Origin of the sequence: Sorangium sp. So ce1014, assembly GCF_051521505.1 — a bacterium.
Taxonomy (GTDB): domain Bacteria; phylum Myxococcota_A; class Polyangia; order Polyangiales; family Polyangiaceae; genus Sorangium.
On record NZ_CP150356.1, the window covers coordinates 5235146 to 5261161 of the forward strand.

23 protein-coding genes are annotated in these 26016 nt (G+C 71.3%); 9 read left to right on the forward strand and 14 right to left on the reverse strand.

Annotation, left to right across the window (positions count from 1 at the left end; all coding sequences use genetic code 11):
- Positions 1 to 146: 146 nt before the first annotated feature.
- From WME75_RS19940 to WME75_RS19950, 3 genes are all read right to left on the reverse strand, one after another.
- Positions 147 to 1142 (reverse strand): beta-ketoacyl-ACP synthase III, encoded by a 996-nt coding sequence (locus WME75_RS19940; RefSeq protein WP_437493134.1) that lies wholly within the window; start codon positions 1140 to 1142, stop codon positions 147 to 149.
- Positions 1143 to 1236: 94 nt separating this feature from the next.
- Positions 1237 to 1431, reverse strand: a complete 195-nt coding sequence (gene rpmF / locus WME75_RS19945) for a 50S ribosomal protein L32 (RefSeq protein WP_020736516.1) — start codon at positions 1429 to 1431, stop codon at positions 1237 to 1239.
- 4 nt (positions 1432 to 1435) lie between these two features.
- Positions 1436 to 2191, reverse strand: coding sequence for a YceD family protein (locus tag WME75_RS19950; protein ID WP_437493136.1), 756 nt, complete (start codon positions 2189 to 2191; stop codon positions 1436 to 1438).
- Between the two features lie 106 nt (positions 2192 to 2297).
- On the opposite strand from WME75_RS19950, the gene WME75_RS19955 reads away from it, so the two are divergent.
- From WME75_RS19955 to asnB, 7 genes are all read left to right on the forward strand, one after another.
- The gene (locus WME75_RS19955) at positions 2298 to 3632 is read left to right on the forward strand and encodes a hypothetical protein (protein WP_437493138.1); all 1335 of its coding nucleotides are present in this window, start codon (positions 2298 to 2300) and stop codon (positions 3630 to 3632) included.
- A 165-nt stretch (positions 3633 to 3797) separates the two neighbouring features.
- Positions 3798 to 4361 (forward strand): bifunctional pyr operon transcriptional regulator/uracil phosphoribosyltransferase PyrR, encoded by a 564-nt coding sequence (gene pyrR / locus WME75_RS19960; RefSeq protein ID WP_437493140.1) that lies wholly within the window; start codon positions 3798 to 3800, stop codon positions 4359 to 4361.
- An 8-nt stretch (positions 4362 to 4369) separates the two neighbouring features.
- Positions 4370 to 5335: an aspartate carbamoyltransferase catalytic subunit gene (locus tag WME75_RS19965; protein ID WP_437493141.1), complete on the forward strand. Its 966-nt coding sequence runs from the start codon at positions 4370 to 4372 to the stop codon at positions 5333 to 5335.
- 188 nt (positions 5336 to 5523) lie between these two features.
- Positions 5524 to 6498 (forward strand): NAD(+) synthase, encoded by a 975-nt coding sequence (gene nadE, locus WME75_RS19970; RefSeq protein ID WP_437493143.1) that lies wholly within the window; start codon positions 5524 to 5526, stop codon positions 6496 to 6498.
- Between the two features lie 331 nt (positions 6499 to 6829).
- Positions 6830 to 7090, forward strand: coding sequence for an acyl carrier protein (locus tag WME75_RS19975; protein WP_437493145.1), 261 nt, complete (start codon positions 6830 to 6832; stop codon positions 7088 to 7090).
- 21 nt (positions 7091 to 7111) lie between these two features.
- On the forward strand, positions 7112 to 8704 hold the full coding sequence (locus WME75_RS19980) for a class I adenylate-forming enzyme family protein (protein WP_437493147.1): 1593 nt from the start codon (positions 7112 to 7114) through the stop codon (positions 8702 to 8704).
- 1 nt (position 8705) lies between these two features.
- Positions 8706 to 10718, forward strand: coding sequence for an asparagine synthase (glutamine-hydrolyzing) (asnB, locus tag WME75_RS19985; protein WP_437493149.1), 2013 nt, complete (start codon positions 8706 to 8708; stop codon positions 10716 to 10718).
- A 48-nt stretch (positions 10719 to 10766) separates the two neighbouring features.
- Here the strand turns inward: asnB and WME75_RS19990 are convergent, their stop codons facing one another.
- The 11 genes from WME75_RS19990 to WME75_RS20040 form a co-directional block, all read right to left on the reverse strand.
- The gene (locus WME75_RS19990) at positions 10767 to 11987 is read right to left on the reverse strand and encodes a lipoprotein receptor (RefSeq protein ID WP_437493151.1); all 1221 of its coding nucleotides are present in this window, start codon (positions 11985 to 11987) and stop codon (positions 10767 to 10769) included.
- Positions 11987 to 12946, reverse strand: a complete 960-nt coding sequence (locus WME75_RS19995) for a PEGA domain-containing protein (protein ID WP_437493153.1) — start codon at positions 12944 to 12946, stop codon at positions 11987 to 11989. Before WME75_RS19995 ends, WME75_RS19990 begins: the two co-directional genes overlap by 1 nt.
- 63 nt (positions 12947 to 13009) lie before the next feature.
- Positions 13010 to 14545, reverse strand: a complete 1536-nt coding sequence (locus WME75_RS20000) for a protein kinase domain-containing protein (RefSeq protein WP_437493155.1) — start codon at positions 14543 to 14545, stop codon at positions 13010 to 13012.
- Positions 14546 to 14829: 284 nt separating this feature from the next.
- A complete protein-coding gene (locus WME75_RS20005; RefSeq protein ID WP_437493156.1) occupies positions 14830 to 16203 on the reverse strand; it encodes a tetratricopeptide repeat protein in 1374 nt (457 codons plus the stop codon).
- Between the two features lie 86 nt (positions 16204 to 16289).
- Positions 16290 to 16811, reverse strand: a complete 522-nt coding sequence (locus tag WME75_RS20010; protein WP_437493158.1) for a hypothetical protein — start codon at positions 16809 to 16811, stop codon at positions 16290 to 16292.
- Positions 16812 to 16877: 66 nt separating this feature from the next.
- The gene (locus WME75_RS20015) at positions 16878 to 17900 is read right to left on the reverse strand and encodes a collagen-like protein (RefSeq protein ID WP_437493160.1); all 1023 of its coding nucleotides are present in this window, start codon (positions 17898 to 17900) and stop codon (positions 16878 to 16880) included.
- A 373-nt stretch (positions 17901 to 18273) separates the two neighbouring features.
- Positions 18274 to 19638: a M16 family metallopeptidase gene (locus tag WME75_RS20020; protein WP_437493162.1), complete on the reverse strand. Its 1365-nt coding sequence runs from the start codon at positions 19636 to 19638 to the stop codon at positions 18274 to 18276.
- Positions 19635 to 21077: a M16 family metallopeptidase gene (locus WME75_RS20025; protein WP_437493164.1), complete on the reverse strand. Its 1443-nt coding sequence runs from the start codon at positions 21075 to 21077 to the stop codon at positions 19635 to 19637. The genes WME75_RS20020 and WME75_RS20025 overlap by 4 nt, the downstream gene beginning before the upstream one ends.
- A 23-nt stretch (positions 21078 to 21100) precedes the next feature.
- Positions 21101 to 21742, reverse strand: coding sequence for a hypothetical protein (locus WME75_RS20030; protein ID WP_437493166.1), 642 nt, complete (start codon positions 21740 to 21742; stop codon positions 21101 to 21103).
- 63 nt (positions 21743 to 21805) lie between these two features.
- On the reverse strand, positions 21806 to 23608 hold the full coding sequence (lepA, locus tag WME75_RS20035; RefSeq protein WP_437493168.1) for a translation elongation factor 4: 1803 nt from the start codon (positions 23606 to 23608) through the stop codon (positions 21806 to 21808).
- A 288-nt stretch (positions 23609 to 23896) separates the two neighbouring features.
- The gene (locus WME75_RS20040; protein WP_437493169.1) at positions 23897 to 24106 is read right to left on the reverse strand and encodes a ribbon-helix-helix domain-containing protein; all 210 of its coding nucleotides are present in this window, start codon (positions 24104 to 24106) and stop codon (positions 23897 to 23899) included.
- A gap of 301 nt (positions 24107 to 24407) precedes the next feature.
- Here WME75_RS20040 and WME75_RS20045 point away from each other — a divergent pair, with 301 nt between their 5' ends.
- Positions 24408 to 25175, forward strand: a complete 768-nt coding sequence (locus tag WME75_RS20045) for a hypothetical protein (RefSeq protein WP_437493171.1) — start codon at positions 24408 to 24410, stop codon at positions 25173 to 25175.
- A 1-nt stretch (position 25176) separates the two neighbouring features.
- Positions 25177 to 25953, forward strand: coding sequence for a hypothetical protein (locus WME75_RS20050; RefSeq protein WP_437493173.1), 777 nt, complete (start codon positions 25177 to 25179; stop codon positions 25951 to 25953).
- The last annotated feature ends 63 nt before the right edge of the window (positions 25954 to 26016 follow it).

The following is a 26016-nucleotide window of genomic DNA, read 5'->3' on the forward strand; positions in this document are numbered from 1 at the left end:
AGCGGGGGAGACGGACGTCGTCCGTCCCCGAACCACGTCACGAGGTCAGCGCGTGCCAGGCCCCGCTCACGCTGGCGCGCCCAGCGAGCTCAGCCGCCTGGGCGCGCAGATCTCCACCTCGACACCGGCGCGCGCGCATGGCTCGCTCACATCCGGACGACCGACGCGCCCCAGGAAATGCCAGCGCCGAGCGCGCAGAACAGGACGTTGTGACCCGGCTTGATGCGCCCGTCGCGGACCGCCTCATCGAGGGCGATGGGGATCGAGGCGCTCGAGGTGTTGCCGTATTCCTCGATGTTCAGCACGAACCGCTCCAGCGGGAGGCTGAGCCGCGCGGCGACCTGGCTGAGGATCCGCAGGTTCGCCTGATGCGCGACGACCCAGTCGAGGTCCGCGGCCGCCATGCCCGCCGTATCGAGCGCGATCAGCGAGGCGCTGGAGAGGTTCTTCACGGCGACCTTGAAGATGTCCTGCCCCACCATGTGGACCTTGTTGCGGTTCTGCTCGATGCCCTCGGCGGTGAGCGGCTCGGCCGTGCCGCCGCCCGGGATGACCAGGGAGCTCGCGAGCGCGCCGTCGCTGAAGATGCGCGTCGAGACGATGCCCCTGCCGTCGCCGGACGCAGGCCCGAGCACGACCGCGCCGGCGCCGTCGCCGAAGAGGACGCACGTCGTGCGATCCTTCCAGTTCAGGATGCGCGAGAGCAGCTCGACGCCGATCACGAGGACGTGCCGGGCCGCGCCGTTGGAGATGAACTGATCGGCGATCGTGAGCCCGTAGACGAAGCCCGCGCAGGCCGCCGAGATGTCGAACGCGGGGATCTCCTCGGCGCCGAGCTTCTGCTGCACGTGCACGGCGCAGGCGGGCACCGGCGAGTCGCCGCTGATCGTCCCGACGATGATCATGTCGAGATCGGCCGCAGAGAGCCCGGCGGCCGCCAGCGCAGAGCGGCCGGCAGCGGCTGCCAAATCGCTCGTGAGCTCGCCCTCGGCCGCGATGTGACGCCGGCGGATCCCCGTTCTCTCGCTGATCCAGCTGTCGGAGGTGTCGACGATCTTTTCGAGATCGGTGTTGTGCAGGACCCGGGCGGGCGCGTAGCTGCCCGTCCCGAGGATGCGGCTCCTCGGCGGCGCGGCGCTCATGCGCCGACCTCTCGCGCGCCCACGTGGGCCTTTGCCGCGTCCGGGGGCGCGGGCGCAGCGTTCACGCGCGCCGGCGTCCGCGCGCCCGCCCCTGTCATGTGGCCGCGGTCGCCTTGGTCGCCTTCGCCTTGCGCCCGTTGTAGTGCCCACAGGCGCCACAGGCGCGGTGCGGGAGCCGGGCTTCCCCGCAGTTCTCGCAAGAAACGAGCTGGACGGGGGTCACCTTGTCGTGGTTGGCGCGCCGCATGTCGCGCTTGCTGGGGGTGGTTTTCCTCTTGGGGACGGCCACGGAGCTACTCCTTCTTGGTCTTCTTCTTCGGTGTCCCGGCCTTGGCCGGGGAAGTTGAGGCAGGTTGCGCGCGCCGGTCAGAGCCGCCGGGCTTCTGTCCAAGCTTCTCTCGGAGCGCGCTCAGCGGCGCGAGCCGCGGGTCGAGACCTGGAGCGGCCTCGTCCTCCTCCACCGCCCCGCGGGCGAGGGTCGAGGAGCCGCCTTCGCGGTCCTCTCGGGACGCGGCAGGACCGATACCCGGGCAAGCCTCCGAGCACAAGGGGAAGTTCGGCATCTCGAGGAGAATGGCCTCCCGGATGAACGGATCGAGCACCACCGTCTCGCCGTCGTACGTGTCGACGTCGGCCTCGTCGGCCGAGAACTCGTACTCGGGCTCCTTTGTCTTGACCACCGGCTTCGTCGCCCCGTTGCGCCCCGCGTCGTCCCGCCGGTGGCCGTGCCCCGCGTCGTCCCGCCGGTGGCCGTGCCCGTGGCTCTCGGCCTTCGGCGCCGGACGCAAGAGGAGCGAGAGCTCGGCGTCGATGTCCTGCGCGGCCGGAGAGAGACACCGCGCGCACGGCATGGCGACAGACGCCTTGACGCGACCGCGCACGACGATCTCGTTCCCCGTGCGGGAGAGGCGGGCGGAGAGTTGGCCTGGCGCGCGGCTGGTGACGTTGACGTCAGCGAGCTCTGCGTTCAACCAGTCGGTCGACAGCGGCATTTCCAGCGAGGTGCCGGAGAGGTCGATGTCATTGGCGGAGACGGCGATCTTGGACATGGGTTCGGGGCCAGTGAAGGCGGAGCGTTTAGCGCGGGGTGCGTTGGCTCGCAAGACCGAGTACGACCGCCGTCAGAACGGGGCTGCATGGTAGCGTCGCCCCTGCATGGACCCTAGCGCAACGCCCGAGGTCCCCGCCGCTGGCGCCGCCGACAAGCGACCGGAATCGTCAGGGGAGGCACGGCGGGCGAGCCGGCGCGGAACGGTCGCGCTCGCCCTCTACGCGCTCGTGACGCTCGTGTACGCGGTCAGCTGCTCGCGCGAGCTCTTCACCGTCCACACGCCCTACAACCACTACGCCCTGCTCGCCGAGGCGTGGCTCCACGGCCGCCTCGACCTCGGCGGACCGCCGCCGGCGTACGCGGGCGGCAACGACTTCGCCGTGCTCGGCGATCGCTACTACGTCAGCTTCCCCCCCTTCCCCGCGGTCCTCATCGCGCCGCTCGTCCAGCTCGCCGGCAGCGCCGAGCGCGTGCGCGACGGGCAGTTCTTTCTGGCGTTCGCCGGCGTCGGTCCGGCCGTCCTCTTCCTCGCGCTCGAGAAGCTCTCGGCCTCGCGGCGCAGCCGCCGCACGCAGGCCGAGAACGTCGCGCTCTCGCTGCTCTTCGCGCTCGGGAGCGTCTACTGGTTCAGCGCCGTGCAAGGGACGGTGTGGTTCGCGGCGCACGTCGTCGGCGTCGCGCTCGCCTGCATCTATCTCTACTGCGCGCTCGACGCAGCCCACCCGCTCGCTGCAGGCCTCGCCCTGGGCCTCGGCTTCGCCACCCGCACGCCGCTCGGCTTCGCCCTGCCGCTGTTCCTCGGCGAGGCGCTCCGCGCGGGCCGCTCGGACCCGCGCGCCCTCGCGCGCCGGCTCGCCCTGTTCGCCGCGCCCGCGGCGCTCGTGCTGGCCGCGCTGCTCTGGCACAACCACGCGCGGTTCGGCGACGCGACCGAGTTCGGGCACCGGTACCTCCACATCGCCTGGCGCGCGCGGATCGAGAAGTGGGGGCTCTTCTCGTACCACTACCTGCCGCGCAACCTCGCGGTGGTGCTCACGAGCTTGCCGTACGCCCACGTGCAGGGCGCGCCCTTCCAGATCAACCTGCACGGGCTCGCGCTCTGGGTGACGACGCCGATCTACGCGTGGGCGCTCTGGCCCCGGCGCACGCCGCCCCTGTTCTGGGCGCTCGCCGCCACGGCGTCCGCGGTCGCGCTGCCGAGCCTCTTCTACCAGAACACCGGCTGGATCCAGTTCGGCTACCGCTTCTCCAACGACTTCGCACCGTTCCTCTTCGCCATGATCGCCGTCTCCGGCCGCCGCTTCGGCGTGCCGTTCTACGCCCTCGGCGCGGCCGCGATCGCCGTGAACGGGTTCGGCGCGGTCACGTTCCAGCGGGCGGGCTTCGAGCGGTTCTATTTCCTCGAGCGCACCCAGCGCGTCCTGCACCAGCCCGACTGAGCGCGCCGGCGCCGCCGCTCAGCCGCCGCGGGGCCGCGCCGCTCATCCCCTCCTCCGCACGCGGGCCCGGGAGCGGCCCGCTTCCTCGGGCCAGCGGGGAATCCAGCGGACGGCGCACGCGACCCTTGGGTGCAGGGCGCTCGCTGTGCTAGCCCTCGCCGCGCCATGGAAGCTCTGCTCGACCCGGCCGCCATCGGGCGCGGCCTGCGGCGCATCGCGCTCCAGATCGCCGAGCGTGGCCGCGGCGTGGACGATCTGGCGCTCATCGGGATCCGACGGGGAGGCGAGCCGCTGGCCAGGCGGCTGGCCGCGCTGCTCCTCGAGATCGAGGGGCAATCGCCGCCGGTCGGCGCCGTCGACATCACGCTCTACCGCGACGACGCCGCGACCGCCCTGCCGAACCCGCGCATCGGCCCCAGCCACATCACCTTCCCCGTCGACGGCCGGCGCATCGTGCTGATCGACGACGTGATCTACACCGGCCGCACCATCCGCGCGGCGCTCGACGCGGTGCTCGACTACGGGCGACCGCAGCGGATCGAGCTCGTCGCGCTCGTCGATCGCGGCGGCAGAGAGCTGCCGATTCACCCTGACTACACCGTCCGCGCGGTCGAGCTCGCCCCCGGGCAGCGCGTCGACGTCGTGGAGCGCGCCGGCGAGCTCTGGGCGCTCGTCACCGCCGTCGGCGCCAAGATCTCGGAGCCCCCCGCTCCCCCGGAAGGGACGTAAGCCAGCGCATGAGGAGGATCTACCCGCACCGACACCTGCTCGGCATCGAGGGGCTCACGCGGCCCGAGATCGTGGCCCTCCTGGACGCCGCCGAGTCGCTCTTCGACGTCTCCCGGCGGAGCGTGCGCAAGGTGCCGACGCTCCGCGGAAAGACGGTCGTGAACCTGTTCTACGAGCCCTCGACGCGCACGCGGACGTCGTTCGAGCTCGCGGGCAAGCGCCTCAGCGCCGACGTCATCAACATCAGCGTCTCCACATCGAGCGCCGTCAAGGGGGAGTCGCTGCTCGACACGGTGCAGAACCTCCAGGCGATGCAGCCCGACGTCCTCGTCATCCGGCACAGCGCGTCCGGCGCGCCGCACCACATCGCCGCGCGCACGCGCGCCGCGGTCATCAACGCGGGGGACGGCACGCACGAGCACCCGACGCAGGCGCTGCTCGACGCGTTCACCATCCGGCGCGCCAAGGGGCGGCTGGAGGGGCTGGAGGTCGCCATCTGCGGCGACATCGTCCATAGCCGCGTGGCCCGCTCGAACGCGCACCTGCTCACGACGATGGGCGCGCGGGTCCGCTTCGCCGGGCCGCGCACGCTCCTGCCGGTCGCAGGCGAGTCGCTCGGCGCGACCCTCTACGACCGGATCGAGCCCGCCCTCGAGGGCGCCGACGTGGTGATGATGCTGCGGGTGCAGCGCGAGCGGCTGAGCGGCAGCTTCCTGCCCAGCACACGCGAGTACAGCCGCACCTTCGGGCTGAGCCCGGCCCGGCTCGCGCTCGCGAAGCCGGACGCGATCGTGATGCACCCGGGGCCGATGAACCGCGGCGTGGAGATCGATCCGCGCATCGCGGACGGCCAGCAGAGCGTGATCCTCGACCAGGTCGAGGCCGGCGTCGCGGTCAGGATGGCGGTGCTCTGGATCCTGGCCGCAGAGACCAACGAGTTCTCCGCGACCGGCGAGCCGCGGCCCGCGCCCTGACGCGGGGCCGCCTCGCCGCGGCCCGCGCAGCGGGGCGGATGCGCTCCTCTCGCCCGCGCGACGCGAGGAGCCGGCGCCGGCTCCTCGCTTGGCCGCCCGGGCTTGCGGCGGCTCGCAGCGAACGGGGTTCCCTGCCGCGCCTCGTTTTAATAGGCTGGTCCATCTTCTTGAAAGGGTGGATGCCAATCATGTTTTCGCGAGACGTCCTCAGGATCGATGCCCCGGCAGTAGCGCAAGAGATCGAGCAGGCCATCCGGGATCAGGTATTCGGCACGCTGCGGCGGCGCGGGGCCGTGGTCGGGCTCTCGGGCGGGATCGACAGCTCCGTCGTCTCGACGCTGTGCGTCCGCGCGCTCGGCAAGGACAAGGTGCTCGGCCTCTTCATGCCCGAGCGCGACACCTCGGACGACGCGCTCCGGCTCGGCAAGCTGCTCGCCGAGCAGCTCGGCATCGAGGCGGTCATCGAGAACATCAAGCCCGCGCTGACCGGCCTCCGTTGCTACGAGCGGCAGGACGAGGCGATCCGGATGGTCTACCCGGACTACAACGAGAGCTGGAAGTTCAAGATCACCCTGCCCTCGATCCTCGAGAGCGACCGGCTGAACGTCTCGCAGCTGACGGCACAGCCACCCGGCGAGGAGCCGCGGGTGAAGCGGATGCCGCTGAACGCGTACCTGCAGCTCGTCGCCGCGACGAACTTCAAGCAGCGCATCCGCAAGATGATGGAGTACTACCACGCGGACAGGCTCAATTACGCCGCCGCCGGCACGCCGAACCTGCTCGAGTACGATCAGGGCTTCTTCGTGAAGCAGGGAGACGGCGCCGCGGACTTCAAGCCGATCGCGCACCTGTACAAGACCCAGGTCTACGCGCTCGCCGAGTACATCGGCGTCCCCGCCGACATCCGCGGGCGCGCGCCGACCACCGACACGTTCTCGATGCCTCAGGGGCAGGACGAGTTCTACTTCGCGCTCCCCTACGACAAGATGGACCTCTGCCTCTACGCCTACAACAACAAGGTCCCGGCCGCGGAGGCGGCGTCCGCCGTCGGCATCAAGCCGGAGCAGGTCGAGCGCGTGTTCAAGGACATCGAGGCGAAGCGCCGGGTTGCGCAGTACCTCCACGCGCAGCCGCTGCTCGTCCGCGATCAGGGCCACGCCTGACGAGCCGCGCCGCACGGGCCGCCGTCGACGACGACGCCCGGCGGCGCTGCCCCTCGGCGTGAAACCGACCGGAAACAGCGCAGCCAGCGTCGACAATGCGACGTGAGAGGCGGGACGCGCTCGTGCGAGACGGCTCCACGACCCCGACGGACTCGCTATGAGACCGCGAGACCGCGAGACCGCGAGACCGCGAGTCGCGACTCTCACCTCGGCAGCGTCCCCCCGACGGCGGACAGCGCCCTGCGGGCGGCGGCCTGCACACCGCAACGCCGCTCCGCCGAGTGTTCTCGACAGGAAAGCCTGGAGGGTGATAGACGTAGGAATTAACTCCATGAGCACTTCCAGCGTTGAATCGACGATTCGCAACTTCCTGGTCGCCTCGTTCGGATACAGGGGCGCTACCGCCGATCTTGGGGCCGAGGTCCCTTTGCTCGATCAAGGAATCCTGGACTCGACGGCCGTCCTCGAGATCGTCCAGTTCCTCGAGCAGGACCTCGGCATCCAGGTCGCTGACGAGGAGATGGTGCCGGAGAATTTCGGCTCGATCGCCCGGCTCGTGACCTACGTCAACGGGAAGAAGAGCAGCAACTAGCCCGAACACCCCGGGGGGCGCATGAGCACGCAGCACACCGCTCGTCGCGATCCGCGCTCGGATCGCTTTCTCATCGACTCAGCGCTGCGATCGTTCGCCGCTTCGCGCCCCGACCACGTCGCGCTGGTCTCCGAGGGGCGGCGGCTCACGTACCGCGAGCTCGACGCGCTCGCCGACCGGTGTGGCGCCCTCTTCCGCGAGTCGGGCGTGCAGCGCGGCGATCGCGTCATGATCGCGCTCGACAACGGCGTGGACGCGGTCGTCGCCTACTACGGCACGCTCCGGGCCGACGGGGTGCCGTCGCTGCTCGGCACCGCGATGCGACCCCGGCGCCTCGGCCAGGTGATGGAGCTCGCCGAGCCGCGCGTGCTCGTGGCGGCGCGCGGCATGCGCGACGGCCTCGCCGCCGTGGCCGAGCTCCCGCCCGCCGCGAGGCCCGCGGCGACGTTCCTGAGCGGCGCCGCGCCCCCGGCCGCGGCGGCCGGCCCCTCGCCCGAGGGGCGCGACCTAAAGGAGGCCCTGGCCGGCGCGCCGAGCGACGCCCCCGAGCGCCGCGCCATCGAGCTCGACCTGGCGACGCTCTGCTGGACGAGCGGCAGCACGGGCGAGTCGAAGGGGGTCATGCTGACGCACCAGAACCTCCGCAACAGCACCGCGGCGATCGGCGCGTACCTCGAGCACACGGCGGACGACGTGATCCTCTGCGTGCTGCCGCTGTCGCACACCTACGGGCTCTTCCAGCTGCTCGTGACGCACGCGTTCGGCGGGACCGTCGTGCTGGAGAAGGGCTTCTCGATGCCGTGGCCCATCGTCCAGAAGATGGCCGAGGAGCGCGCCACCGGCTTCGCGGGCGTGCCGACGATCTTCGCCTCGATGCTGTCGCTCAAGAACTTCGCGAAGGCCGACCTGTCGGCGCTCCGCTACATGACGAACGCCGCGTACGGGCTCCCGGCGCCGCAGCTCCTGCGCCTCCGCGAGCTCCTGCCCAACGTCTCGTTCGTCGCGATGTACGGCCAGACCGAGTGCACGCGCGTCTGCTATCTGCCGCCATCGCTGGCGCTGGAGCGACCGTCCTCCGTGGGCATCGCGATGCCGAACGAGGAGCTCTGGATCGAGCGGGAGGACGGCACGCGGGCGGAGCCGGGCGAGGTGGGCGAGCTCGTCGTCCGCGGGCCGAACGTGATGCGCGGTTACTGGAAGAACCCCGACGCGACCGCGCGTGCGCTCCGGCCGGGGCCCCTCCCGGGCGAGGTCGTGCTCCACACCGGCGACCTCTTCAAGATGGATGAGGAGCGGTACCTCTACTTCGTCGCGCGCAAGGACGACATCATCAAGACCCGCGGCGAGAAGGTGAGCCCCCTCGAGGTCGAGTCGGTGATCTGCAAGGTCCCTGGCGTGATCGAGGCGGCGGTCGTCGGTGTGCCAGATCAGGTGCTCGGCGTCGCGGTGAAGGCCGCCGTCGTGAAGGCCCCCGACGCCGTGGTGACGGCCGACGACGTCCGCAAGAAGGTACGGTCCGAGCTCGACGAGTTCGCCGTGCCCAAGTTCGTCGAGTTCATGGATACGCTCCCCAAGACGGCGAGCGGCAAAGTCAAGAAGAGCGAGCTCATCTGATATGTGCGGTATCGCCGGCCTGATCAACCTCCGCTCCGACGCGCCGAACCCCGACCGTGACCTGGCCCTCAAGATGGCTCGAGCGCTGCGCCACCGCGGCCCCGACGGCTTCGGCATCTACCGCGATCGCCACGTCGCGCTGGCCCACGCCCGCCTGTCGATCATCGACCTCGACGGCGGGTGGCAGCCGATGGCCAACGCCGAGGAGACGCTCTGGGTCTGCTTCAACGGCGAGATCTTCAACTACATCGAGCTCCGCGAGGAGCTCACGGCGAAGGGTCACCACTTCCGGACCAAGAGCGACACCGAGGCGCTGATCCACGCCTACGCCGAGTACGGCGAGGCCATGGTCGATCGGCTGAACGGCCAGTGGGCGTTCGTCCTCTGGGACGTCAAGCGGAGGCGCGCGTTCTTCTCGCGCGACCGCGTCGGCATCAACCCGCTCTTCTGGACGGTCCACCGCGGCGTCCTCCGGTTCGCCAGCGAGGTGAAGTCGCTCTTCCAGGACCCCACCATCCCCCGCGCGATCTCCCGCGAAGGGCTCGACGAGGCCCTGACGTTCTGGGCGCCTGTCGCCCCGCTCACCCCGTACGAAGGCATCCAGCAGATCCCGCCGGGCGCCGCGGCGACGCTCGACCTCGATGGCGACGTGGCGCCGCGCGTCTCGATCCGCTTCCGGCCCGAGTTCCCCCACGGGCGCGCGCCTGGCGGCGACGAGGCATCGCTCGTCTCGAGCGTGCGCGAGGCGGTCCGCGGCGGCTCGACGATCCGCCTGCGCGCCGACGTCCCCGTCGGCAGCTACCTGAGCGGCGGGCTCGACTCCACGATCGTCGCGGCGCTGATCGCGTCGAACCGCGAGGTTCCGCTGCGCACCTTCTCGGTCGAGTTCGCCGAGCGCGAGTTCGACGAGGCCGAGTACCAGCGCGCCGCCGTCGCGCACCTCGGCACGTCCCACGCCTCGATCCAGTGCAGCGACGCCGACATCGCCGGCGTCTTCCCGGACGTCGTCTACCACGCCGAGGCCCCGCTCCTGCGCACCGCCCCGGCGCCGCTGTTCATCCTGGCGCGCCTCGTCCGCCAGAGCGGGTACCGCGTGGTGTTGACGGGCGAAGGCGCCGACGAGTTCTTCGCGGGCTACGACATCTTCCGCGAGGACCGGGTCCGCCGCTTCTGGGCGCGCCACCCGGACAGCAAGCTCCGGCCCCAGCTCCTCCTCCGGCTCTACCCTTACCTGCAGCGATCGCCGGTCGCGCAGGTCGAGATGGCGAAGGCCTTCTTCGGGCGGAACCTCACGCAGACCGACGACCCGTTCTACTCCCATCGCCCGCGCTGGGACGCCACGAGCCGCATCAAGCTGATGCTCGACCCCGCGATGCGCGAGGGCGTCAGCGACACCGCGGCGGCCGATCGCCTGAGGGAGCAGCTGCCCGCCGACTTCATGCGCTGGACGCCGCTCGCGCGCGCGCAGTACCTGGAGATCACGACCCTGCTCTCCGGCTACCTGCTCTCCTCCCAGGGCGAGCGCATGATGATGGCGAACTCGGTCGAGGGCCGCTTCCCGTTCCTCGATCCCAACGTGATGGATGTGGCGGACGCGCTGCCGGACGCGCTCAAGCTCCGCACCCTCGACGAGAAGCACGTGCTGAAGCGCGCGATGGGCGATCTGCTGCCGCCCGGCGTCCTCGCGCGGAAGAAGCAGCCGTACCGCGCGCCCGTCGTGCAGCCGTTCTTCGGGAGCGGGACGCCGGACTACGTGGAGATGTGCCTGTCGCCGGACGCCATCAAGGACGCGGGCATCTGGCAGGCGCAGCCCGTCGCGTCGCTCGTCGCGAAGTGCCGCAAGACCGGCGGCAAGTCGATGAGCAACACCGACGACATGGCGTTCTGCGCGATCCTCTCCACGCAGCTCATGGCGCGGGACATCATCCAGGGTGCGCGGGTCGTCTCGGCCGCCGACGACATGTCGGGCCGGCTGGGCGTCGACGTCGACCGGCTGCGCGACGCCGCGGGCTGATCCCGGGCGCTCGACGTCGAGGCGAGGCTGCGCCGGGCGCGCCCCTTCTCAGCGGGGCAGCTTGCGCACCCCGCCGGGGCTCTTCTCCTCCACCCAGAAGACGAACCCGCCGTGGAGCGCGATCCCGCGCGGCGCGCCGCCTTCGTACAGCACCTGCTGCCTCCCGCGGCCGTCCTTGCGCCTCCGCAGGACGCGGGGCGTCCCCTGATCGGTCCAGTAGACGTAGTCGTCGTTTCCATCCACGGCGATGCAGTCGGGGGACGGGTGCTCCACGTCGTCGTCCTCGGAGGGCTCCCAGATCGCCATCGCCTCCTGCGAGCCGTCCTTCGGCGCCCTCATCAAGGCGGCTTGCTGGTCAGTGTCGTTGCCGCGCGGGCTGTTGGTCCAGTAGACGAACGTCTCATCGACGGCGATGGCGTACGGGAACGGCTGCTCGTCCGCCAGCTCGACCGTGTCGCCGGTGTCTCGCCGCGTCCGGTTCACCGTGCCGCGCGCGCTCCGATCGACCCAGTACACGTGCTCCGCGTCGAGCGCGATGAGGTGCGGCGACGCCTTATCGTCCTCGTGGAAGTCGTCGTTCGCCCCCTCGTCGTTCGGCCACGCGTCGAGCATCGCGATCTTGCCGATGAGGCTGCCTCTCCCTGGCACGCCGATGCCGGCCGCGCGCTGCGCCCAGAACACGTCGCTCTCGTCCGCCGCCACGCCGAGGGTCGCGTGGTTCGAGTCGTAGATCACCTTCGGCGTCTCCTGTCCCTCGCGGTCCACCCACATGACGTTCGTGTCGTTGAGGTTGGACCAGAAGACGCCTTGCTGGTTGACGGCGATCCCGTACGGAGCGTTCTGCCCGGCGGCGAGCAGCGTGACCGACCCGCCGAGGATCGGCACCTTCTGCACGCTGCCGTTCGCGCCTTCGCCGGCCGTCCAGTAGACCTCGTCCTGGTAGATGACGAGGAGCCTCGCGTTCGCGTCCTCCGGGGTCGGGAACCCGCGCGCGATCTCGGTGACCCCGCTGCAGCCGCTCTCGCTGCACATCCCCTCGTCCAGGCACACCGCGCCGCAAGCGCCGCAATTCTGGGGGTCGTCGTGCAGGTTCACCTCGCAGAGCGTGTCGCCGTTGCAGTCCGCCATGCCCATCGGGCACCCGGAGGACCCACCGGACGAGCTCGCGCCGGGCTCTCCCATCGTGAAGTCGCCGAGCACGCTCGTGCATGCAGAGGCGGTCGCGACGGCAACGCTGAGCATCAAGCCGACCTGGAACGCCTGGCGCATCAGAAACTCCCCTTCGCTCCCGCGGAGCCGAGCCCGATCACGGGTGTGATCGATATCCCGGCGCGCTGCGGCGACCTCGGCGCTGTCAGGAGAAAGAACGCCCCCGCGCCGACGCCCACGGCGCCGATCGCGAACCCGATCGTCGAGAGCGTGCCCATCGCGTGGTAGCTGTCGACGTCGCCCTGGAGCGACGGGTCGCACCGGTCGGCGGGGCAGCGCTCCGAGAGGTCGCGGTGCTTGCCGATCGCGAGCACGCCGCCCACAGCGCCGGCCGCGAGGCCGACGCCGCCGACCCCCAGCGCGGCGATCCCGAGGACGGTGCGGCTGCTGCTGGCCGAAGGAGCGCCGGGGCCCGTGTCGGGCGACGGTGCGACCGGCGGAGGCGACACGACCGACGGCGGCAACGCGACCGGCTTGAGCTCGAGCGCGACGGTCTCGCTGGCGCCCTCCGCCAGGGTCACCTTCGCCTCCGCCGGAGCGAATCCGGCCGCCTCCGCGCGGACGGTGTGGCCGCCCGGATCGACCGGCCGCCGGACCCCGAGGGCGGCGCGCGGCACGCGCTCGCCATCGATCGTGACAGCGGCGGTGTCCGGCCCGCTCACCGAGATGAGCACCTGCGGGATCCGGGGCGCGAGCGCGTCGAGCTCGCGTTGAGCGTCCGCGATCGCCTCGAAGAACTGCTCGGGCGACTTCTCCGGCGCCCCCTCACGGACGATGCGGCTGTACGACTCCTGGGCCGCGATCCACTGGCCCACGCCCACCTGGGATCGAGCGACGCCGAGCAGCAGCGTCGGGGCGTGGATGATGGCGTCGGCGCGGCGGAACCGCTCGAGCGCGGCGGAGAAGTCCTTCCGTTCGAGGGCCTCCTGCCCCTCCACGGCGAGCGAGCGCGCCGTCGCGCGATCGGCGTCCGAGACCTGTGCCAGCGCGGCGGGCGCGCAGGTCAGCGCGAGCAGCAAGGAAGCGATCCCTAGTCGACGAGCCATACGAACAAGGTCTGTGCGAGATGCTGCGGGTGAACTTCAGATGCCGAAATCCGTCGGCTTCGGCTTGCGGCGCACGCTACCGGACGGCGCCGGAGCACGCGGCTTCGCCTGAGCGGGGTGCGCCGCGGGAGCGCGCGGGCCGCTCCGGGGCGACGCCGACGAGGCCGCGGGCGCCGGCGCGGCAGCGCTGGCCGCCGAGGCGGGCGGCTCGGGCTCCCGCAGCGGCGCGGAGGCTGACGCCGCGACGTCGGGGCCCCGCGGCACCCCGGACGCCGACGCCGTGGGAGCCGGCTGCGCGAGCGGCTGCGCCGGGGCGCCGGGGCTCGCGCCGCGCACGACGAAGAACCCGACGGCGACGAGGACGACCGCGGAGGCCCCTGCAGCGGCGAGCACGCGCCCGACGACGGGCCGCCGGATCGGGGGAGACACCACCGAGACCAGCGCGCTGGCGGTCTGCGATCGCATCTGGCGGCCCGACATCGCGGACGGCGTCTGCGCCTCTCCCGGCGAGGCCACCGTCACGCCGGAGCTCGTCGAGATCCGCTCGGCCTCGGCCTCCGACGAGGCGACCAGCGTGGCCGCGTCGCCGAGCGACGGCGCGGCGCTGTCGGGCCCGGCGTCGAGGGGCGTCGCGCTCCCTCTCGAGCGCGGGGCGAACCCGAGCTCCACCGAGGCGCGCTCGCCGGACGCGCGGAACGGGACGAGGCTCATCCTCGGCTCGAAGCTGTCGCTCGCGATGTCGAGGGCGATCGCGAGCGCGTCGCAGAACTCCTTCGCGCTCTGGAAGCGGGCCTCCGGCTCGCGCGACGCCGCGCGGGCCCACCAGGCGTCGAAGCCGGATGGCACGGGGGCGAGCTGCGACGGCACGGGCAGCGGCTTGACCATGATCTTGAGGAGCAGATCGCCGAACGCCTCGCTGTTGAACGGGAGATTGCCGGTCAGGCACTCGAACACCACGACGGCGAGCGACCAGAGGTCCGAGCGGTGATCGATGCGCTTGGTCCCTTGCGCCTGCTCCGGGCTCATGTACGCGGGGGTCCCGAGCAGCGAGCCGGTCTTCGTCGTGGAGGTGACCCGCGGCGTGCTGTCCTTCGCGATGCCGAAGTCGAGCACCTTGGCGATCTCCCGGTCGTCGTCCCGGACGAGGAAGATGTTGGCCGGCTTGAGATCGCGATGGACAAGGCCGGCTGCGTGGGCCCGCGTGAGGGCGCGCGCCACCTGCGCCGTGATCGCCATCGTGTCGTACGGGTCGAGCCGCCCTACCCGCTGGATGCGGGTGTCGAGGTCCTCCCCATCGAGGTACTCCATCGCGATGTACGGCGTCCCTTGCCACACACCGTGGTCCAGGATCTGCACGACGTGGGGGCTGCGGATCTGCGCTGCCACCTTCGCCTCCCGCTCGAAGCGGTGCCGCACCTCCTTCGAGACGCCCTGCGCGTGCATGAACTTGATCGCACACGGGATGTCGAGGCCCATGTGCTGAGCGAGCCACACCGAGCCCATCCCGCCTTGCCTGAGCGGACGCACGAGGCGAAAGCGATCGGCAACGGTGGTCCCCGCGGCGGGTGTCACGCAGCCTCCCAGACCTTCGGGAATATCACAGGTGGCCGTCCAGGGTCACCTTTGCGCCGTGCAAAGTGAACTGCTGGCCAGCGCAATTCGTTCGGTCGAGGGGCGCGTCGGTTCCATCGGTTCCATCGGTTCCATCGGTTCCATCGGTTCCATCGGTTTCCATCGGTTTCCATCGGTTGCCGTTGGTTCCATCGGTTCCATCAGCTCGCCCGCATCGGAGGGCGCTGTGCGGTCGCGGCTTGTGCTGCCCGTCACGAACCTCGCAGGACCTCGGGCGCGCGGCGCTAGCGAGAGCCCGAGCTCGCCGCGGGCTCCTGCGGGGACCGCCGCGCGCCGGACCGGGATGGAAGCGCGCTGCCGCCACCCGCGGCGCCGAGCGGCGTGCCCGTCGTCTGCGCGAGCTGGCTGCCGCGCGGATCGTCCGGGAACGCGTCGAGGAACTTGCGCGCGTGGTGGCGCGACTCCTCGACGATGCCCGCGCGGTACGTCAGGAGCGCGACGTTGTAGCGCGCCTCGGCGTTCCTCGGATCGGCCTTCAGGGCGGTGAGGTAGCCCTGGCGGGCCCCGTTGTAGTCGCCACGTTTGTCGGCGATGAGCGCGAGGTTGTAGAGCACCTCGGCGTCGGAGGGATCCTGCTCGGCGAGCGGCGCGAGGCGCGCCTTCGCCCCGTCGAGATCTCCGGCGAGGATGGCCAGCGCGCCCGCGAGCAGCTGCGCCTTCCGGCCGGCGCCGGCCTCGATCGCGCGCTCCGCCTCGGCCCTGGCGTCCGATAGGCGGCCTGCGCGCTCGTGCGCGAGGGCGAGCGCGTAGCGGAGCCGCGACGGGTCGCCGCCCTCTTCGAGCGCGGCCCGCGCCTCGGCTTCTGCGCGCTCGGGGCGGCCGGCGACGGCGAGCGCCTCGGCCAGGACGGCGCGCGTGCTCTGCTGATCCGGGCATCGCTCGCGCGCCGCCTCCGCGTCGCGGAGGGCGGCGACGGCGTTCCTGGCGTGCAGCCTCGCCTCGGCGCGGAGCGCCAGGCAGGCGCACGCGGCCGGCGCGGCGGGCGCGGCGGCGACGGGGTGCATCTTCAGGCAGCGCGCCGCGACCCCGTCGAGCTCGTCGAGCTTTCGCCGATCGAGGAGCGGTCTCGCGAGCTCGTCGACCGCGCGCAGGTGCGCGCCGTCGCGGCGCAGCGCCGCCCACCACATCCGCTCGCGCGACCCGAGCAGGGGCGCGGCCCCGAGCAGCTGGACGGCGCCGAGGCCGATCACGACGATCGCGGCCCCCATCCGCCGGTGCTTGAAGCTCGACCCGAGCCAGTGCTCCGCCGCGGCCGCGGCGAGCGTCGCGAGCGCCGCCCACAGCGGCACGCCGACGAGCGCGACCCCCTGCGCGAGCGGCGCGCGAGGCCCGCGGTAGTAGAGCGCGGCCGCGAGCGCCGCGGCGATCGCGAGCCACAGCAGCGCCGCTCCGTTCCTGGCGAGCCGCGTCTCGATCCGCGCGGCGAACCACGCCGACAGGCCGAGCGCCGCCGAGAGCGCGGCCGCCGAGAGCGCGCCCGAGAGCGCGAGCGCGGCCGGCGGCAGTGGCTCGGGCGAGAGCCACGTGGGCGCGATGGCGAGGACCGCGAGGTGCAGCACGCGGCTCAGGTACAGGGCGAGCTCAGCGAGCCAGGGCACGGCGTGACCTTAGCCCAGCGCCCATCGCGGACCAAATGGCGGCGGAGCGGCGTGGCTGCTGCGAAGCCGCCGCGGCGGCGGCGCGCTCACGGCAGGATCATCTCGACCTCGACGGCGACGCGCGTCCCGGGCGGCGGCACGCCGATCCCGAGCGGGATCAGCCGGAGGCACTGCGCTGCGTCGGGGCGCTCCATCCCTCGCACCTCGCTGATGCCGCGGGCGATCTCCTTCCCGGACTCGTCGAAGGTCATGTTGAAGAGGTATTTGGCGCGCGCCGGCGCTGGGCTCTTCCTGAGCGAAGGCTCCCAGCACTGCTTCACGAAGAGCGGCCGCCGCGCTTCGAGCGCCCTGATGGCGTCCGCCTGGACGCGCTTGTAGAGCGCGCCCGGCTGCGCCGGCGGGGCCGCGGTCGGCGCCGGGTGATGCCGCGAGGGAGACGGCGCGTCCGCCGGTACCGGTGGCGCCCTCATGGAGCCTGCCGCGGCCTCCACGCTGGCCGGAGGGGGCCCGGCGGAGGGCGCCGGGCGCTGGAGACCCAGGTAGAGACCCACCGCGATGAAGAGGCTGCCGAGCAGGATCGCCGCGGGGGTCATCAGCTCCTTCTGCATGGTGGAAATCGCGGGGCAGGCGCCGCGCAGGCCGTCGTGCGCGAGGCTGGGCTCCCAGCCCGGACCTTACTCCATGGTGACGACAGCGGAGGTGTACGAATAATCGTTGTTGGTCCAGAAGGGGCTCTCGGAGCTCCCGCAGAGACCGACGTTGTGCTGGCCGGGGGGCAGCAAGAGCACCGCGCTCAGCCCCATGATGATGCTGGTGTTCGCCGGAACGCGGAGCGCATAGACGCCAGTCCCGGTCCGCTGGATATCGCCGAGCGGCACGAGCTGCTGGGAACAGATCCAGAGAAAGAGCCGATCCGCAGGGGACGCCGCGGCGCCGAGCGCCTTGTTGGACACGACGAAGACGCGCTGCCCCGGGTCGGTCACGTTCACGGTGGCAGGTGCAGCCAGGAACTGAAGCGTTGACCGGGGGTCGGCGCCCACGCCGGAAATGGAGGTGCTCGAGACCACGCCGGGAGGCCCCTGTGCTCCGACCGCCCCGGGCTCACCGGGCGGCCCCGGCTCACCGGGCGGCCCCGGCTCACCGGGCGGCCCCGGCTCACCGGGCGGCCCCGGCTCACCGGGCGGCCCCACTGGCCCGATCGGACCGGTCGGACCTTGCGCGCCCTGCAGACCCACCGGATCGCCGACCCACACGCCGCTGCTGTCGATGACGACGCGGCCGCCGACGGAGATGGAGTTCGGCGTGATGTCGCCGGCGACGTTGCTGGCCTGGAGCGCGTACGGAACGCTCGCGATCCTGGCGCGCGGGCGCATCTCGGGGTCTTCCCCCACGGTGATCCCCAGGTAGCGTGCCGTGCCGCTGAAGACCGGCTTGTCGACGGGCGCGAGATCGCCGAGGTCGGCCGAGAAGTACCCGTGGTCGAACGTGATGGAGTGGACCTCGCTCCAGATGGGCACGGTGGCGTCGAGCGCATCGTAGAACGCGAACACCACCTCGAGCGTGTCGTCGATGGGCTGGCCTGCCGCATCGAACAGGCGCCCCTGATGGGTGATCGTGATCGGGACCGCCGCTGCGGCGGACCCGCACAGCGCGGTCGCCGCCGCGAGGACCAGCGCGTTGATCGTTCGTGCTTTCATCGCGAGCTCCCGTCGTTCGCCCTCGCGAGCCGGCGCCGGGGAGCGCCGGGGCGCCCATCGAAGGTCGCGTGCGGAACGATCGCGGCCGAAGGCGCCGGAAATCCTCGATCGCAGCGCGATCTCTGCCCTGATCTCGCGAAGAAGCAGCGCCTTCGATGCCGGCGGTTATCGGACGGTTGCGACGGTTGCGATCGCGCTCGCGATCGCTTCGCCTTCGTCCGAACCGGCCACCCGGCGTCGCCATCGCCTGGGCCGCGCTGCCTCGGGTCGTGCGTCCGCGACGGGCGTGCGCCCGGCGCTGCGGGGGCGCACCCGTCGCGGATGCGCCCCAGCTCCGTGCGTCAGCACCCCGCCTGGGATCGCCGACGCTCTGCTACTCGAGGTCGTGCGGCTCGACCTTCACCTCGGTCAGCCTCGGAATGGCCGCGGCGATCGCCTCGCCGATCTCTTCGTGGGTCCCGACGACGCCGATCACGAGATCGTCCTCCGGGAGCCGGCGACGCACGGCGCCGTTCGCCGCCGCGAGCGTGACCTCCTCGACCCGCGTCAGGTAGGTCTCGTGGTACCCCTCCGGCAGGTCGTACAGGATCTCCTCGAGCCTCTGGTGCACGCGCTTCCTCGCGGTGTCGATCTCGAACGCGTGGGAGCGGACGAGGTAGCGCTTCACGAACGTGAGCTCGTCCTCGGTGATCCCGTCGCGCCGCAGCGCCTCGAGCAGCCCGAGCTCCAGGGAGAGGCACGCGGCGGCGTCCTGCGCCGCGGGGGCGGTCCACATGGTGAAGGCGTCGCGGTGCCGATCGAAACCCGCCCGCGACGAGGCGCCGTAGGACCAGCCACGCTTCGCGCGCACCTCCTGCATCAGCCGCGACGAGAAGGTGCCTCCGAAGACGGTGTTCGCGACCAGGAGCGCCATGTGATCGGAGTCGTGGGCGTCGGTGCCGAGCCCGCCGATGACCATCTGCGTCTGCGTCCGCTCGGCCTTGTCGACGAACACGAGACACCGCCCCGGCCTCGCGCTCGGCTCCGTCACCGGATCGGCGATCGTCTCGCCCTCGGCCAGGCCGGACAGGAGGCGCTCCGCGACCCGGTGCGCCTCGCCGAGCTCGATGTCGCCCGAGATGGCCACGATCGCGTTGCGCCGGGTGTAGTGCCGCGCATAGAAGGCCGCGACGTCGTCGCGCGTGATCTCCCGCAGCGTCGGGATGGTGCCCGCGATGCGGCGGCCGTAGGGGTGCCCCGCGAACAGGGTGCGCCGGAAGGCGCGGCTGCAGAGCGAGCGATCGCTGTCGCGCGCCTCGATGAGCTCGGCCTCGGCCTCGCGCAGGAGCCGCGCGAGCTCGGTCGGCGAGAACGTCGGGCGCGCGAGGAGCGTGGCCCCGAGCTCGATGAACCGATCGAGCGAGCGCTTGATCACCTCGAAGTGGACCGTCGTCGCGCTCGTCGCCACGTCGGCGCCGAACTCCCCGCCGAGCGCGTCGATCGTCTCCTCGATCTCGTTCGCGCTGTAGCCCTCCGCCCCGCGGCGGAGCATGCGCGCCGTGATCCGGGCGAGCCCCTCGCGCCCGACCGGGTCGTGCGCCGCGCCGGAGCGGAACGCGACCACGATGCTGACGATGGGGAGCGCGTGGCTCGTCTCCACGAGCACCGCCCCGTCGCGCGACGCCACGCGCCCAGCCGACGCTCCCCTGCCCTGCCCCTCGGCGCCCCATGCGAGGCCGCTCTTCACGCTCTGGCTCACGATGCCTCCTCGCTCTCCGCGTCCGCCTCGTCCCCGTCGTCCTCGGTGCTCGATCCGTCCGGGACCACGTGGACCACGGTCCGCGCCGAGCTCACGAGGTAGCGCCGTGCCACGCGCAAGAGGTCCCCCACGGTGGCCCGCCGGTAGGCGGCGAGCCGCTCGAACAGCGCCGCGGGATCGCCGAGCACCGTCTCGTAGAAGCCGATCTGCTCGGCCTTGCCGGCGACCGTCTCGAGCCCTTGCAGGATCGAGAGCTCGATGCGCGCCTTCGCCCGGTCGAGCTCCGCCTCGCTGACCGGGGTGCGGCACACCGCCTCCAGGAGCGGATCGAGGGCCGCGAGCAGCTCCTCGCCGGTGTAGGCGCCGCGGGCGCAGAGATAGATGTCGTACAGCGCGGGGTCGCGGAACGAGCCGACCCAGCCGCGGATCTCGCTCGCGATCTCCTGCTCCTGCACGAGCGCGCGGTGCACGCGCGACGACCGCCCGGCGAAGAGGATCTCGTTCAGCAGCACGAGGGGCGCATGGTCGAAGTCCCCGAGCGCCGGCGAGCGGTAGCCCATCGCGATCTTGTGCGTGGCGGTCGGCTTCGCCACCTCGGCGCGGCGCTCCGCGACCTGCGGCGGCTCGGGGCACACGTCCTCCACCGGGAGCTTCGACGGCTCCTGCGTGCCGTAGTGGTCCTGCACCGCCCGCAGCGCCTGGTCGAGCGCGACGTCGCCGACGACGACCAGCGCCGCGTTGTTGGGGGCGTAGTACGTCCGGTAGAACTCGAGGCAGTCCTCGGTCGTGAAGCCCTTGATGTCCTCCATCCAGCCGATGGTCGGCCACCCGTAGGCGTGCTCGCAGAACGCCTCCTTGTAGAGCAGCTCGCTCACCGCCCCGTCGACGTCGTCCTCGACCCGCTGCCGCCGCTCGTTGGCGACGACCTCTTTCTCGCTCGTCACCTGGGGGTCGCGGAGGACGAGCCGCGCCATGCGCTCCGCCTCGAGACGGAGGGTGAGCTCGAGCGCGTCCTTAGGCAGGTTCGTGTGGTAGTAGGTCCAGTCGAGGAACGTCGCCGCGTTCGTCTCGGCGCCGGCCTCCTCGAGCATCCGGTCGAACGCGCCGTGGGCGACGCTCTCCGTCTCGCCGAACATGAGGTGCTCGAACAGGTGGGCGATGCCGGTCTTGCCCACGCGCTCGTGGCGCGAGCCGACGCCGAACCAGGTCTGCAGACAGACCACGGGCGCCGAGGCGTCGGCGAGCACGAGCACCTTGAGCCCGTTGCCCAGGACGAAGCGCTCGACGCGCATCGCGGGACCGAACGCGATGGTGGCGTCATGGCACAGCCGGGCGAGCGGCGAGCGGTCGCGGTTCAGCTCGTCGAGCATGTCGGCGAGCGGATCCAGTCGAGGGAGCGCGTTGGCGCCGGGGACCGAGTAGGCAAGCGTCTCCTGCATGGCAGACGCAGCCCATACCACGCTCAGCGCCGCGGCGCTGCGTGGCACAGAACGTCGTTCGGATCTCGCGTCGACTGGTGGCACTCCCACAGGGCGTCGTGGCAGGAGACGACGAGGACCCCCGCGTCGTACGCCTCGTTGAGAGACGAGCCTGCCCGCTGCGCCAGCAGGTTCGACGGGGTGCGCTCGGTGCACCCCTTGCCCATGTCGACCTCGATCTTTCTGTTCCCCTTGGCCGGCTTCACGGGGCTCGACGGGGTCTTGCCTTTGTCCGCGGTGCGCACCGCCGTGGCGAGCTTCGGCAGGATCCGCTCGAGGTAGGCCTTGTCCACGAGGGGATCGGTCGGCTGCGGCGACACCATGGCGAGCGTGTACTGGATCGCCATCATCTGCAGTTCGGCCGGGGCGCTCGGCTGGATCGGCCCGCTCGACCCCATCGGGACCGGCCGAGGTGGCATCTCTCGCTTCGGGGCCTCCGTGGCCGCGGGGGTCGCCGCGGCGCTCTGGGCCGGCGCGGCGCTCGGCGCGGAAGCTGAGGCGGACGCCCCCGGCGCCGGCGCCGGGGCGCGCGGCTCGTCGCACGCGAGGACGGCGAAGCCGAGGGCAAGGGCGAGGACAGGGTGCGCCGCGCGGCGATCGCGCGAGCGGACGAGGGCGGGCTGCATGGGCGGCTTATACGGGCGGGGGGCCCCCGCCGCCACGCCGGCGTGCCGGCGGCGCCTCGCGCCTCAGTCGATCTTCAGGATGGCGAGGAACGCCTCCTGCGGGATCTCGACGCTCCCGACCATCTTCATCCGCTTCTTGCCCTCTTTCTGCTTCTCGAGGAGCTTGCGCTTCCGGCTGATGTCGCCGCCGTAGCACTTTGCGGTCACGTCCTTGCGCATCGCCTTCACGGTCGTCCGCGCGATGATCTTCGACCCGATCGCCGCCTGGATGGCGACCTCGTACTGCTGGCGCGGCACGATGTCCTTGAGCTTCACGGCGAGGTCACGGCCCCGGGCGTAGGCCTTGTCCCGGTGCACGATGACGCTCAGGGCGTCGAGCGGGTCGCCGTTCACCATCATGTCGAGCTTGATGAGCTCGTCGGCGCGGTACCCGACGAGCTCGTAGTCCATCGACGCGTAGCCGCGCGACACGCTCTTCAGCTTGTCGTGGAAGTCGAAGAGCACCTCGCTGAGGGGCATGTCGTAGGTGATGATCACGCGGTCGGACGAGGCGTACTGGATCGACTTCTGCTCCCCGCGCCGCTCCTGGCACAGGGCGAGGACGGCGCCGACGTACGTCGACGGCACGTGGACGGTCATCCGGAAGATCGGCTCCTCGATGCGCTCGATGAGGTTCGGCGGCGGGAGCTTCGCCGGGTTCTCGATCGACTTCATCGAGCCGTCGTTCAGGAAGCAGTGATAGACGACGCTCGGCGCGGTCGTGATGAGGTCGAGGTTGTACTCGCGCTCGAGCCGCTCCTGGATGATCTCCATGTGGAGCAGGCCGAGGAAGCCGCACCGGAAGCCGAACCCGAGCGCCTCGGACGTGTCGGGCTCGAAGACGAACGCCGCGTCGTTCATGTGGAGCTTCGACAGAGCGTCCCGGAGGTCCTCGTACTGGGCCGAGTCCGTCGGGAAGATCCCGGCGAAGACCATCGGCTTGACCTCCTTGAAGCCGGGCAGCGCGACCGTCGCGGGGTGGACCGCGTCGGTCACCGTGTCGCCGATCTTTGTGTCGACCACGCTCTTGATGTTGCCGACGAGGAAGCCGACCTCCCCTGGCCCGAGCTCGGTGATGGCGGCCGCGTGGGGCGTGAACACGCCCATCTCCGTGAGCTCGTAGTCGCGGCCGGTCGCCATGAAGCGGATCTTCTGCCCCTTGCGGAGGACGCCGTCGACCACGCGCACCATGACGACCGCGCCGCGGTAGCTGTCGTACCAGCTGTCGAAGATGAGGGCGCGGGGCGCCGCGTTCAGGTCGCCCTTCGGCGCGGGGATGCGCTCGACCACCGCCTCGAGGATCTCCGCGATGCCGATCCCCGTCTTGGCGCTGGCGGGGATGGCGCCGGAGCAGTCGAGGCCGATGACGTCCTCGATCTCGCGGGTCGTCCGCTCGACGTCGGCCGAGGGGAGGTCGATCTTGTTGAGGACCGGGATGATCGCGAGGTTGTTGTCGAGGGCGAGGAAGACGTTGGCGAGGGTCTGCGCCTCGACGCCCTGGGTGGCATCGACGACGAGCAACGCCCCCTCGCACGCCTGGAGGCTGCGCGAGACCTCGTAGTTGAAGTCGACGTGCCCGGGCGTATCGATGAGGTGGAGCCGGTAGGTCTGCCCGTCCTTCGCGGTGTAGTCGAGCCGGACGGTCTGGGCCTTGATCGTGATCCCCCGCTCGCGCTCGAGGTCCATCTTGTCGAGGAACTGCTCCTTCTGCTCGCGGGCGGTGAGCGCCCCGGTCACGTCGAGGATGCGGTCGGCGAGCGTGGACTTGCCGTGATCGATGTGGGCGATGATGGAGAAGTTGCGGATGAGCTTGGAGTCAACGGGCATAGCGAGCTTCAGGGCGCGGCGACCTGACCAGCGTTAGCGGCCGCAGCGCGCGGCCTCGACCGAGATGCGAAGGAGCGGACCTGAGGCCCGTGCCCCCTCGGGGAACCGAACCGCAGCACGTAGCGCTGCGGCCGCCGAGGGAAATGGTGGACCGCGGCGTGCCTGCTCCTAGCGCGAGCAGCGCCGCGAAGCTATCCGCCCGGACAGCGCGCGGCGTCCAGGCGCATGCCCTCCCTCGGCCTCCCGGGTGCTCCCCGAACCCGGAGGCGCGCCAGCCTCCAGCCCGGGTCATTTCTTCGGGATCGGCGGCGGGGGGGCCGGCGTGCTCTCCAGGGACATCTGCCCTGGCAGCACGTGCTCGTAGTGCTTGAGGATCATGTCGATCCCTTCGCGGATGTAGACCGCGATCGGGACCTTGGTGCGTTCGTGCAGGATCTTCAGCCGCTCGGCCTGCTCCGGCGTGATGTAGATGGTCGTCGAGACTTTCTTCCGCGACATGTCACGCCCGGGAGGGTAAACCCGCCAGTCTCGATGGGTACGACTGACAAGACGTTACCCTAGATGCCGGTACGTATGATGTCAATCGGAATGGCGCTGTCGCCTGGCGGGGCGCGGTCCTTCATCCCGCACGCGGCCATCCATCCCGCACGCGACCGGCGGGGTCGCCTCCCGTGGGGCTTCTTGATGTGCGCACGGACGGCGGTCTAGACTGCCGCCGAAGCTGGTCCGCGTCGGGACGGCTCGCCCGGCGCGTCGAGCTTTGTCCCGAAAGTCCCGGGCCCGCCGGAGGAATCTCTTGATGACGCGATTCCCGCTCACCTGGCCGTCGCCCAGGTGCTTGCTCGTGGCCCTGATGACCGCTGCCGTCGCCTCCTGCGCGTCCTCGACGCCGGCGCCTTCGAGCGCGAAGAGCTCCACCGGCGAGCGGGACACGGCGATCGTCCACGAGCCCTGCGAGAAGGACTCCGCCTCTGCGCAGAAGGTCGATGTGAACGGCGACCGGATGCCCGACATCATCCACGTGAAGAAGGAGGGCCAGGAGGTCTGCCGGGTCGTCGACCTGAACCTGGACGGCTCGATCGACGCCTTCATCTACTACGACGGCAACGGGGTCGAGCGCCGGCGCGAGTCGGACTTCGATCGCGATGGGCGCGCCGACGAGATCGCGCACTACGAGCGCGGCGCCGTCGTGCTGAAGGAGCGCGAGACCAACTTCGACGACAAGCTCGACACCTGGGACTACTACGAGGGGCCGCGCCTCGCGCGCCGCGAGCGCGACTCCGACGGCGATGGAATCATCGACCAGTGGTGGCAGTTCAACAACCCGAACGACCCGAGGTGCGCGGTCGTGTCCACCGATCAGAACACCGACGGTAAGCCCGACCCGAACAGCGTGGTTGATCTCTGCGCCGAGTCGTACGGCACGCCGAAGGCGATCCCCCCGCCTCCTCCGGGCAGCGCGTCGACCCCGGCCGGCGCCGCCCCGGCGACGAGCGCCGCGCCCGCGAGCTCCGCGCCCGCCCCCGCCAACGCCGCGAGCCAGCCGGCCGACAAGAAGGGACCGTGACATGAGGAGACAGGCGCTCATCACGCTCGCCGCGCTCGGCTTGCTCGGCGCGGCGTGCGGCTCGGATCCGGGGTTCGATGGCGCGAAGGCGCCGAAGGTGGAGGCGGCCCGCAACGCCGACGGCAGCATCGACGATCGCTCGATGTGCGACTGGAAGGGCAGACAGGATCGCGAGGCGAGCGAGACCGCGGGGCCGGGCGCGATCCAGCCCAACGTGCGGCGCGTCTGGCAGATCGTGGGCACCGGTGAGGACCGCCACCGGGCGCTCGTCTGCCGCGAGATCGACACAAACTTCGACGGGGTGAAGGACGTCGTCCGCAAGTACAACGACAAGGGCGAGAGCCTGCACGAGGAGTCCGACTCGAACTACGACGGCCGGATCGACACCTGGCTCACGTTCGCCAGCGGGAGGCTGGCCGAGGTGAGGATCGACTCCGATCGCGACGGCAACCCCGATGAGTGGAAGTACTACGGCGGCGGCAAGCTCGCGCGCATCAAGCGGGACACGAACCGCGACGGCAAGCCGGACGTCTGGGAGATCTACCGCATGGGCCGGCTCGAGCGGATGGGCGTGGACATCGACGCCGACGAGCGGGTCGATCGGTGGGACCACGACAACGAGGTGAAGCGCCGCGTCGAGGAAGACGAGCGCAAGAAGGAAGAGGAGGCCGCTGCGGCGGCCGCGAAGAAGGCCGCGGAGGATCAGTCCGCCGCGGACAAGGCGAACGAGGCCGCGGGCGGCAGCGGAAGCGCGGATCCCCCCAAGGACAAGAAATAGCGCGCGCCTCCTCCGACCGAGTGGAGGTCGATCTCGCCCGCCTGGCCCCGCCCGCGTCCTGCT

Excerpts from the sequence above, each read along its gene's own strand:
- WME75_RS19940 (WP_437493134.1), bottom strand. The coding sequence starts at position 1,142 with ATGAGCGCCGCGCCGCCGAGGAGCCGCATCCTCGGGACGGGCAGCTAC.
- WME75_RS19950 (WP_437493136.1), bottom strand. The coding sequence starts at position 2,191 with ATGTCCAAGATCGCCGTCTCCGCCAATGACATCGACCTCTCCGGCACC.
- WME75_RS19955 (WP_437493138.1), top strand. The coding sequence starts at position 2,298 with ATGGACCCTAGCGCAACGCCCGAGGTCCCCGCCGCTGGCGCCGCCGAC.
- pyrR (WP_437493140.1), top strand. The coding sequence starts at position 3,798 with ATGGAAGCTCTGCTCGACCCGGCCGCCATCGGGCGCGGCCTGCGGCGC.
- WME75_RS19965 (WP_437493141.1), top strand. The coding sequence starts at position 4,370 with ATGAGGAGGATCTACCCGCACCGACACCTGCTCGGCATCGAGGGGCTC.
- nadE (WP_437493143.1), top strand. The coding sequence starts at position 5,524 with ATGTTTTCGCGAGACGTCCTCAGGATCGATGCCCCGGCAGTAGCGCAA.
- WME75_RS19975 (WP_437493145.1), top strand. The coding sequence starts at position 6,830 with ATGAGCACTTCCAGCGTTGAATCGACGATTCGCAACTTCCTGGTCGCC.
- WME75_RS19980 (WP_437493147.1), top strand. The coding sequence starts at position 7,112 with ATGAGCACGCAGCACACCGCTCGTCGCGATCCGCGCTCGGATCGCTTT.
- asnB (WP_437493149.1), top strand. The coding sequence starts at position 8,706 with ATGTGCGGTATCGCCGGCCTGATCAACCTCCGCTCCGACGCGCCGAAC.
- WME75_RS19990 (WP_437493151.1), bottom strand. The coding sequence starts at position 11,987 with ATGCGCCAGGCGTTCCAGGTCGGCTTGATGCTCAGCGTTGCCGTCGCG.
- WME75_RS20010 (WP_437493158.1), bottom strand. The coding sequence starts at position 16,811 with ATGCAGAAGGAGCTGATGACCCCCGCGGCGATCCTGCTCGGCAGCCTC.
- WME75_RS20015 (WP_437493160.1), bottom strand. The coding sequence starts at position 17,900 with ATGAAAGCACGAACGATCAACGCGCTGGTCCTCGCGGCGGCGACCGCG.
- WME75_RS20025 (WP_437493164.1), bottom strand. The coding sequence starts at position 21,077 with ATGCAGGAGACGCTTGCCTACTCGGTCCCCGGCGCCAACGCGCTCCCT.
- WME75_RS20030 (WP_437493166.1), bottom strand. The coding sequence starts at position 21,742 with ATGCAGCCCGCCCTCGTCCGCTCGCGCGATCGCCGCGCGGCGCACCCT.
- lepA (WP_437493168.1), bottom strand. The coding sequence starts at position 23,608 with ATGCCCGTTGACTCCAAGCTCATCCGCAACTTCTCCATCATCGCCCAC.
- WME75_RS20040 (WP_437493169.1), bottom strand. The coding sequence starts at position 24,106 with ATGTCGCGGAAGAAAGTCTCGACGACCATCTACATCACGCCGGAGCAG.
- WME75_RS20045 (WP_437493171.1), top strand. The coding sequence starts at position 24,408 with ATGACGCGATTCCCGCTCACCTGGCCGTCGCCCAGGTGCTTGCTCGTG.
- WME75_RS20050 (WP_437493173.1), top strand. The coding sequence starts at position 25,177 with ATGAGGAGACAGGCGCTCATCACGCTCGCCGCGCTCGGCTTGCTCGGC.